Genomic DNA, 8,876 nt, shown 5'->3' with positions numbered 1-8,876 from the left:
ACTCTCAACATCTCTGTCAATCGCTCTCGCTGAACTACAAGGACGAGGCAACCTGCCGCTAGCAGCGTCGCCGCCCTCGTTGGAAGCCATATAGACCCTACTTCCCGAAACTGTCAACGAACTTTCATAAAATAATGAACTTTTCTTTCCACAGCTAAACCAAAGCAATTTTATCAAATCTTAACCCTGCGAAACTGGATGATTCTGTCGTGAGAATGATAAAGGACGGTCAACGCGCCCTCACCCAGCCTACTCCCTATATAAGCACTCAGGCGGTACGCGAGCCGAACCAGCCCATCCGCTGCGCAACACTATCCGCCAATGCGCGAACCCGTGCGCCCATAGTCTCAATAATCTCTGGGCGCGCCTCCGCTGCCATCATCGATAACGCAATACCAGCCGCAGGATGATTTGGACGATCACAAATCGATGCACCTATGCAAAACATACCTTCGCGCAACTGACCATCGTCCAGAGAATAACCCTTCGTCTTGACTTCCGCCATTTCAGTTTCGAGGTTCTTCAGAGATTGGACGCTTGAGGGCGTAATCGGCTTTGGCCAATCAGATGGAAGATGGCGCGCTCGGTCCTGTGGGATCATAGAAGACAACATTGCCTTACCCGTCGCGGTGAAAACAGCCGGTACGCGCATACCAATGCGAAAAGTGATACCAAGCGGCGCCGAAGAATTGCGGCAAGACAGATAGATAACTTCCGGGCCTTCAAGGTGGGAAAGCGTCAATGTATAAGCTTCAAGCCCATCCGCTTCTGCCACCGCTTCATGAAACGCATCAACAATATCACTCTTCGCAAGGAAGGCATTCGCCCAGCGAACTGACTGCGGGCCCATCGTAAAACATCCGTCGCCATTCAACTTCAACAGCTTGAGATGCGCCAACGTCTGGCAAAGGCCGTGAACACTGCTTTTAGGCAATCCAGTCTTGCGGACGAGATCGGAAAGCTTGATGCCATCGCGGCTCTCGGCAACACAATCAAGAATCTGCGACGCCCGCATAACGGCAGGAACCAGCTTTAGGGGACTTTCGTCATCGAGTTCGGTTTTGTCCATATGCCCTCTTTAACCATACGACAGACGAATTGACTTTCGCTCTGTCGGCTGATTTATTCAATATATCGTATGTCGTTCAATATAATGAACGATCATCTGGCGCAACACTGGGATGGAATATCAGATATGCTCGCTTTAAAAGACCCCTCACTGCTTAAATCGCAATGCCTTGTGGATGGAAACTGGATCGACGCAGCAGACGGCAAGAAAATCGACGTGACCAACCCGGCAGACGGCTCCGTGATTGGCACTGTTCCATCCCTTTCCGTTGACACTATTAAAGAGACAATCGACGCTTCAAACAAGGCACTTCCAGCATGGGCTGCGAAGACCGCCAAAGAACGCGCCGGAATCCTGCGCAAATGGTTTGATCTGATCGTTGCCAATGCAGACGACATCGCCCTTATCATGACATCGGAACAGGGCAAACCACTCGCCGAGGCGCGCGGCGAGGTTCTTTATGCTGCATCTTTCATTGAATGGTTCGCAGAAGAAGCCAAGCGTGTTTATGGCGACACGATCCCGGCAACACAGCCCGGCCAGCGTTTGACCGTCATCCGTCAGCCAGTCGGTGTGACCGCTGCAATCACGCCATGGAACTTCCCGGCGGCAATGATCACCCGTAAGGCCGCGCCCGCATTGGCTGCTGGCTGCACGATGATCGTCCGTCCTGCCGATCTCACTCCGCTGACAGCACTTGCGCTTGGTGTTCTGGCTGAAAAGGCTGGCATTCCTGCAGGCGTTCTTCAGATCGTGACTGGCAAAGCGCGCGAAATCGGCGCTGAACTCACCAGCAATGAGATTGTTCGCAAGCTTTCCTTCACCGGTTCTACCGAAGTTGGTCGCCTGCTGATGGCGCAATGCGCCCCGACCATCAAGCGCATCTCGCTTGAGCTTGGTGGCAATGCACCTTTCATCGTGTTCGACGATGCAGACATTGATGCCGCTGTGGACGGCGCGATGCTTTCCAAATATCGCAATGCCGGGCAGACCTGTGTTTGTGCCAACCGCATCTATGTTCAGCGCGGCATTTACGACAAGTTCGCTGAAAAGCTGGCGCTCAAAGTGAAAGAACTGAAAGTCGGCAACGGCACCGAGCCGGGTGTTGTCATCGGCCCGATGATCGAAGAAAAAGCCATCACCAAAGTCAAATCGCATATTGAAGATGCCGTGTCCAAAGGTGCAAAGCTCATTGCAGGCGGCAAGGAACTGGGTGGCCTGTTCTTTGAACCGGGCATTCTGACCGGCGTCACCTCGGACATGCTCGTTGCCAAAGAAGAAACCTTTGGCCCGCTCGCACCGCTCTTTGCATTTGACACCGAAGAAGAAGTGATCGCTGCTGCCAACGACACGATCTTTGGTCTGGCGGCATACTTCTATACGGAGAACTTCAGCCGCGCGATCCGCGTCAGCGAAGGGCTGGAATATGGCATGGTCGGACACAACACCGGCCTGATCTCCAACGAAGTTGCACCATTTGGCGGCGTGAAGCAGTCGGGCCTCGGTCGCGAAGGCTCTAAATATGGCATCGAGGAATATCTCGAAACCAAATATATTTGCAGCGCATACAGGCGTTAAAACCAACTTCAACGACATTAAGAGGTGGCGCGCATTGTTCGTGCCACCTTTTTTATTTATAGAGAGTGCAAATAATCCCCGAATGTTTGCACCTATAAAAATCCGGAAAAATCATGCTGCGCCGACTCTATGACTGGACGATCTCGCTTGCTGCCCGAAAGTCTGCCGAATATTGGCTCGCTTTCATCGCTTTTGTAGAAAGCTCCGTTTTTCTGGTGCCAGCAGACGTGCTCTTTCTTCCCATGGCATTGGCCCGCCCGGAGCGCGCCTATCGCTACGCGCTTGTGGCCACGATCTTTTCCGTTCTTGGCGGCATAGCCGGCTGGTTTCTTGGCTATCATGCCTATGAACAAGTCGCGAAACCTGTGCTTGAAATGTATGGCAAGCTCGACACATTTGAGCAGATGCGTGGCACGACCAGCGCCGACATGATTTTGCTGATGCTCATCACATCTGGCTTGTCGCATTTGCCGCCAATCAAAGTGGTGACAATTCTTTCGGGTGCAGCGGGCATCAATATCTGGTTGTTTATCGCATCAGCAATCATCGCGCGTGGTGCACGCTTCTTCTTCCTCGCATGGCTATTGAAGCGTTATGGCGAGCCGATCCGCCACTTTATTGAAAAGCGCCTCGGCCTGCTGGCTGGTCTGGTTGCTGTGGTGCTAATTGCACTGTTCCTAGCGGTTAAATATCTTCACTTTTGATTTTGCCTCAAGTCAGTCAAATTTAATTGCTTGGAAGCAAAGTAGCATTCTAGACTACTGATAAAGCCAGTGTGGCGCAGGAAATTTCATATGGCATTTGCCCTTAATAGACCCGTTGGCAGAATTCAGGCTTGGACCGCAGGCATCATGACGGTGGGCCTTGCAGCGACGGTCGGTACGGCTTTGGGCTTCGAGCATCTGGCTGGCTTTATGCCGTGCAAGCTCTGCCTTGAAGAGCGCACACCATATTATATCGGCGTCCCTGTTCTTGCTGCAGCCTTCATTTCCTATGTCTTGAAACTCCCTCCGGTGCTGATACGCGGGCTTATCCTGATCGGCGCGCTGCTGATGACCTTTGGTCTGGCGCTGGCAATCTACCATACCGGCGTTGAGCTTAAATATTGGCCGGGTCCGGCTGATTGCAGTGCAGCTACGATGAAGATCACACTTGATGCAGGCAATCTCCTCGGTGATCTCAATTCGACCCGTCCGCCAGCATGTGACAGTGCACCAGGCTTCTTCCTCGGCCTGTCATTTGCCGGATGGAACGTGGTCGCAAGCCTGCTCTTTGCAGCGATTGGCTACTACGGCGCTTTTGCAAAAGGTGGGAAATAAGAAGTCGTTCTGAGGGGCGTTATCTTTCATCGGAACGTAGACAAATTGCCATTTGCAGACCGGCATGGCGACTTTTGGAATAGATACTAAGGTTCCAGTTCGACATCCCAGTACAGAAAATCAAGCCAGCTATCGTGGAGATGGTTGGGTGGGAAAAGACGTCCATTGTTATGCAGATCATGCATCGTGGGCTGGACCGGCTTCTGGCGCGGCCACATGTGCGCGCGCGCTGGCATCAAGCCGCCTTTGCGCAAATTGCATGGTGAACAGGCGGCAACGACATTTTCCCACGTCGTCGCGCCGCCATGGCAACGTGGGGTAACGTGATCAAACGTCAGATCATGCGGCGAGCCGCAATACTGACACTCAAAACGATCGCGCAAAAACAGATTGAAACGCGTAAATGCCGGGTGACGCGGCGGCTGCACATAATCTTTGAGACAGATCACGCTCGGCAAACGCATGGAGAATGTTGGCGATGATACGACCTGATCATATTCCGCCACGATATGCACGCGTTCAAGAAAAACTGCTTTGATCGCATCCTGCCAAGACCAGAGCGACAAAGGATAATAGCTGAGCGGCCGATAATCCGCATTGAGAACCAGAGCAGGCAAACCACTGCTCGACACCGTTCGGGGAGAGACGGCTACATTCAAGGGCACACCTCCTTCAGATCAATTCCGAAAGAAAAGTGCGAATGGCTTTCCATGCGGAATTGCGCTTCTGACGAGAGCGCCGCGCGTCCATCATGGGCGCAACCTACGACGCTCCAACCTTGTAATAGCATTTCCAGCAAAAGTGCGAAGCGGTTTTGCGTAGGATAATGCGTAGAAACAGATGGTTACAGCGGGGCAACCGCCGTAAGGCGGCAATGCGATAGGCAGGGTACCAAGTTTCTGCGAATCGAAATGCCGTCATTCACCTGATGCGAATAATGTAATCCCGACGTGACAGCATTGTGAAGCAGAAACGCATTTATGTCCCGGTAAACACGCAAGATTTACAGAAGCGGCGCTGCCTCGCGGCCCTTAAGCGCGGCGTAATATGCCCAGAACAAACGTGCTGCCACACCGCGCCATGGCGCCCAGTCTTCTGCAAGCAACCGAAGCGCCTTTGCATCAGGGCGTATTTCATGTGCGAATGCGTGACCGACCGCCGTTTGCAACGCCACATCGCCAGCCGGAAACACGTCGGGATGACCGGCGGCAAACAGCAAATAGACTTCCGCCGTCCACGGACCAATACCCTTGATAGCAGTCAGCGCTTTGATCGCTTCTTCGGCAGGCAGATCGCACAGCCCATGCAGATCAATTGCCTCTTCTGCCAAAGCTTCACTCAAAGCAAACAGTGTTCTCTGTTTTGATCGCGAAAGCCCGGCAAAACGCCATGCCTCTTCCCCGCCTGCAATATAAGCCTCGGGTGTCATCGGATCGATCACCTGCTTGAACCGAGCCCATATTGCTGCCGCACTGGCTGTTGAAACCTGTTGAGCGACAATGATCGAGGCAAGGCTTTCAAAGCCCGGCTCGGACCTGCGAAGCGGCACGGCATGAGAACGGCTGCGGATATCAAGCAACCGTGCGTCGGCTAATCCCAGCGCTTCAAGCCCGGCTTCAATATCGTCCAATGTATCGATGCGCCGCATCGTCAGGCCTTTCATTTCGGTGTGGCACAACGTACCAATGCTGTCAGACAATAATCAACTGACTGAATAATGACCCAGCCTGTATATCGCTTCGCTCCAAGCCCCAATGGTCAATTGCATCTTGGCCACGCCTATTCCGCACTTCTCAATGCGCAAATGGCGCATACCAGTAATGGGCGTTTTCTGCTGCGCATGGAAGACATCGACACAGCCCGCTGCACGCCTCAGCTTGAGCAAGGCATTTACGATGATCTTCACTGGCTTGGGCTTGAATGGGAACAGCCGGTACGCCGCCAATCGGAGCATTTTGGCGAATATCGCAACGCACTGACCAAGCTTGCCGACAAGGGGCTCGTCTATCCCGCCTTTCTGAGCCGCACGGAAGTACGCGAGATCATCGGCGAAGCACATGCCAAAGGCCAGGAATGGCCAGCCGACCCTGATGGCACACCGCTTTATCCGCAGGCCGAAAGAAGCTTGAGCGAAAAAGAGCAAACGCAGCATATCGCTGAAGGTGCGCCCTATGCATGGCGGCTCAATATGGAGAAAGCGCTCGAAGTGGCTGGCGAAACACTTTTCTGGAACGAAAGCAGCATTGGGCCAATTGAGGCAAATCCTGCGCAATGGGGCGACGTGGTGATCGCCCGCAAAGACACCCCCACCAGCTATCATCTTTCCGTCGTGGTGGATGATGCACTGCAAGGCATCACCCATATTGTCCGTGGACGCGATCTGTTTCATGCCACCTCGGTGCACCGTCTTCTGCAGAAGCTTCTGGGGCTGCCGGAACCGCTTTATCATCATCACGACCTCATTTTGGGCGATGACGGTTTGAAACTCTCGAAAAGCCGCAAGGATACGGCCCTCTCATCTTTGCGCGAACAGGGCTTTACGCCAGACGATATTCGCGCAAGACTATCACTTTAAAAGCGATTTTCGCCGCAGCGTCACAGATGATGTGCCCGCGCGCTGATTGACGAAACCGCACCAAAGCGGTTCAAGGACTATATGAAGCTGGCACTCAAAGCGCTGGCTGAGAGTTTATTTATTTAAAGGAGACGCGCCATGTCTAACGCAGCACCAAGTAATTACGTTGAGATAGAAGGCTTGCGCGTTGCCCCTGAACTGGTGGAGTTTCTGGCCAAGGAAGCCGCACCCGGCACTGGCGTTGAACCAGACACCTTCTGGAAGGGCTTCGCCGCCATCATCCGCGATCTCGCACCGAAAAATCGTGCACTGCTTAAAAAGCGCGACGACCTGCAGGCCAAGATCGATGCATGGTACAAGGACAATCGCGACAAAGGCTATTCGCAGGCTGATTACCAGCAATTCCTGAAAGATATCGGCTATCTCCTGCCCGAAGGCGGAGAGTTCAAGGTTTCGACCGCCAATGTCGATCCGGAAATCATGCATATTGCAGGACCGCAGCTCGTCGTTCCAGTCATGAATGCCCGCTATGCGCTCAATGCTGCTAATGCACGCTGGGGTTCGCTCTATGATGCGCTTTACGGCACCGATGCTATCTCTGAAGATAATGGTGCGGAAAAAGGCAAAGGCTATAACCCGAAGCGTGGCGAAAAAGTCATCGCATGGGCCAAGAATTTTCTCGATGAAAGCGCACCGCTCAATGCGGGTAAGTGGGCCGATGTTTCCGGCCTTTCCGTCAAAGACGGCAAGCTCGCCATCACATTGACCGACGGTTCTGCCACAGCATTGAAAGATGCCAGCCAGTTCAAGGGATATAATGGCGATGCGGCGGCACCGACCAATGTGCTGCTTGCCAAAAACAACATGCATGTTGATATCGTAATCAATGCGGACAGCCCGATCGGCAAGACCGACCCGGCGCATATCGCAGACATGGTTCTGGAATCGGCTATCAGCACGATTCAGGATTGCGAAGATTCGATTGCAGCAGTCGATGCGGAAGACAAGGTTGCCGTCTACCGCAACTGGCTCGGCCTGATGAGCGGCAAGCTCGAAGACACATTCGAGAAGGGCGGCAAGCAGATGACGCGCCGCCTCAATGGCGACCGCAGCTATAAGGCTGCCGATGGCTCAAACCTGAGCCTCAAGGGCCGCTCGCTGATGCTCATCCGCAATGTCGGCCACCTGATGACCAATCCGGCGATCATTGATGCGGACGGCCATGAAGTGCCGGAAGGTATCATGGATGCAGCTTTCACCAGCCTGATTGCACTGCATGATATTGGCGCGAATGGTCGCCACATGAATTCGCGCGAAGGCTCGGTCTATATCGTCAAACCAAAGATGCACGGGCCGGAAGAAGTGGCATTCGCCAATGAAATCTTCACCCGCACCGAAGAGCTGCTTGGTATGAAGCCTAACACGCTGAAAATCGGCATCATGGACGAAGAACGCCGCACGACGGTTAACCTCAAGGAAGCGATCCGCGCTGCCAAGGAACGCGTCGTCTTCATCAATACCGGCTTCCTTGACCGCACAGGCGACGAAATCCACACCTCGATGGAAGCTGGCCCGATGATCCGCAAGGGCGACATGAAGCAAGCTTCATGGATCGGCGCTTATGAGCAGTGGAATGTCGATATCGGTCTTGAATGCGGTCTTTCCGGCCATGCGCAGATCGGTAAGGGCATGTGGGCTATGCCGGACCTGATGGCTGCGATGCTGGAACAGAAAATCGCCCATCCCAAGGCTGGTGCGAACACCGCCTGGGTGCCATCGCCAACCGCTGCAACCCTGCACGCAACTCATTATCATCAGATTGATGTTGCAAGCGTTCAGGAAAAGCTGAAGAGCCGCCCGCGCGCCAAGCTCGACGACATTCTGTCGGTGCCGGTCGCGTCGCGTCCAAACTGGACGCCGGAAGACATCCAGCACGAAATCGACAACAACGCACAGGGCATCCTCGGCTACGTCGTGCGCTGGGTTGATCAGGGCGTTGGCTGCTCGAAAGTGCCGGACATCAACAATGTCGGCTTGATGGAAGATCGCGCAACGCTGCGTATCTCGGCACAGCACATTGCGAACTGGCTCTATCATGGCGTGGTATCAGAAGCGCAAGTCATGGAAACGCTTAAGCGCATGGCAGCCGTTGTGGACAAGCAGAATGAAGGCGATCCGCTTTATCGCCCGATGGCTGCAAACTTCGACAAGTCGATTGCCTTTCAAGCTGCTTGCGATTTGGTTTTCAAAGGCCGCGAACAGCCAAATGGTTACACCGAGCCAGTCCTGCATCGCCGCCGGTTAGAGCTAAAAGCTCAGGGTTAATCAGGATTAT

8 protein-coding genes are annotated in these 8,876 nt (G+C 53.7%); 5 read left to right on the top strand and 3 right to left on the bottom strand.

Annotated elements, in window-relative coordinates; all coding sequences use genetic code 11:
* Positions 1 to 268 precede the first annotated feature (268 nt).
* Positions 269 to 1,069, bottom strand: a complete 801-nt coding sequence (locus ACOZHT_RS18390; protein ID WP_421566193.1) for an IclR family transcriptional regulator — start codon at positions 1,067 to 1,069, stop codon at positions 269 to 271.
* A gap of 126 nt (positions 1,070 to 1,195) precedes the next feature.
* On the opposite strand from ACOZHT_RS18390, the gene ACOZHT_RS18385 reads away from it, so the two are divergent.
* The 3 genes from ACOZHT_RS18385 to ACOZHT_RS18375 all read left to right on the top strand — a co-directional run bounded on the left by ACOZHT_RS18385 (position 1,196) and on the right by ACOZHT_RS18375 (position 3,966).
* The gene (locus ACOZHT_RS18385; RefSeq protein ID WP_339513303.1) at positions 1,196 to 2,647 is read left to right on the top strand and encodes an NAD-dependent succinate-semialdehyde dehydrogenase; all 1,452 of its coding nucleotides are present in this window, start codon (positions 1,196 to 1,198) and stop codon (positions 2,645 to 2,647) included.
* Between the two features lie 113 nt (positions 2,648 to 2,760).
* Positions 2,761 to 3,351, top strand: coding sequence for a YqaA family protein (locus ACOZHT_RS18380; protein WP_339513301.1), 591 nt, complete (start codon positions 2,761 to 2,763; stop codon positions 3,349 to 3,351).
* A 90-nt stretch (positions 3,352 to 3,441) separates the two neighbouring features.
* Positions 3,442 to 3,966, top strand: coding sequence for a disulfide bond formation protein B (locus ACOZHT_RS18375; protein WP_339513299.1), 525 nt, complete (start codon positions 3,442 to 3,444; stop codon positions 3,964 to 3,966).
* A gap of 86 nt (positions 3,967 to 4,052) precedes the next feature.
* Here ACOZHT_RS18375 and ACOZHT_RS18370 read toward each other — a convergent pair whose 3' ends face one another.
* Positions 4,053 to 4,625, bottom strand: a complete 573-nt coding sequence (locus ACOZHT_RS18370) for an HNH endonuclease (RefSeq protein WP_250041029.1) — start codon at positions 4,623 to 4,625, stop codon at positions 4,053 to 4,055.
* A gap of 344 nt (positions 4,626 to 4,969) precedes the next feature.
* Entirely contained in the window at positions 4,970 to 5,614 is a 645-nt protein-coding gene (locus ACOZHT_RS18365; RefSeq protein WP_421566197.1) for a DNA-3-methyladenine glycosylase family protein, read from the bottom strand.
* A gap of 69 nt (positions 5,615 to 5,683) precedes the next feature.
* Between ACOZHT_RS18365 and gluQRS the strand changes: the two genes are divergently transcribed.
* A complete protein-coding gene (gene gluQRS / locus ACOZHT_RS18360) occupies positions 5,684 to 6,541 on the top strand; it encodes a tRNA glutamyl-Q(34) synthetase GluQRS (RefSeq protein WP_421566192.1) in 858 nt (285 codons plus the stop codon).
* Between the two features lie 138 nt (positions 6,542 to 6,679).
* On the top strand, positions 6,680 to 8,866 hold the full coding sequence (locus ACOZHT_RS18355; RefSeq protein WP_339513295.1) for a malate synthase G: 2,187 nt from the start codon (positions 6,680 to 6,682) through the stop codon (positions 8,864 to 8,866).
* Positions 8,867 to 8,876 lie beyond the last annotated feature (10 nt).

The sequence above is a fragment of the Ochrobactrum sp. EDr1-4 genome (assembly GCF_049199085.1).
In the GTDB taxonomy this organism is placed as follows: domain Bacteria; phylum Pseudomonadota; class Alphaproteobacteria; order Rhizobiales; family Rhizobiaceae; genus Brucella.
Note: the sequence above shows the minus strand (reverse complement) of the source record. Positions and strands in the feature narration are given on the sequence as shown.

What these genes read in the sequence shown, in the direction of transcription:
- ACOZHT_RS18385 (WP_339513303.1), top strand. Translation starts at nt 1,196, where the DNA reads ATGCTCGCTTTAAAAGACCCCTCACTGCTTAAATCGCAATGCCTTGTG.
- gluQRS (WP_421566192.1), top strand. Translation starts at nt 5,684, where the DNA reads ATGACCCAGCCTGTATATCGCTTCGCTCCAAGCCCCAATGGTCAATTG.
- ACOZHT_RS18365 (WP_421566197.1), bottom strand. Translation starts at nt 5,614, where the DNA reads ATGCGGCGCATCGATACATTGGACGATATTGAAGCCGGGCTTGAAGCG.
- ACOZHT_RS18390 (WP_421566193.1), bottom strand. Translation starts at nt 1,069, where the DNA reads ATGGACAAAACCGAACTCGATGACGAAAGTCCCCTAAAGCTGGTTCCT.
- ACOZHT_RS18355 (WP_339513295.1), top strand. Translation starts at nt 6,680, where the DNA reads ATGTCTAACGCAGCACCAAGTAATTACGTTGAGATAGAAGGCTTGCGC.
- ACOZHT_RS18380 (WP_339513301.1), top strand. Translation starts at nt 2,761, where the DNA reads ATGCTGCGCCGACTCTATGACTGGACGATCTCGCTTGCTGCCCGAAAG.
- ACOZHT_RS18375 (WP_339513299.1), top strand. Translation starts at nt 3,442, where the DNA reads ATGGCATTTGCCCTTAATAGACCCGTTGGCAGAATTCAGGCTTGGACC.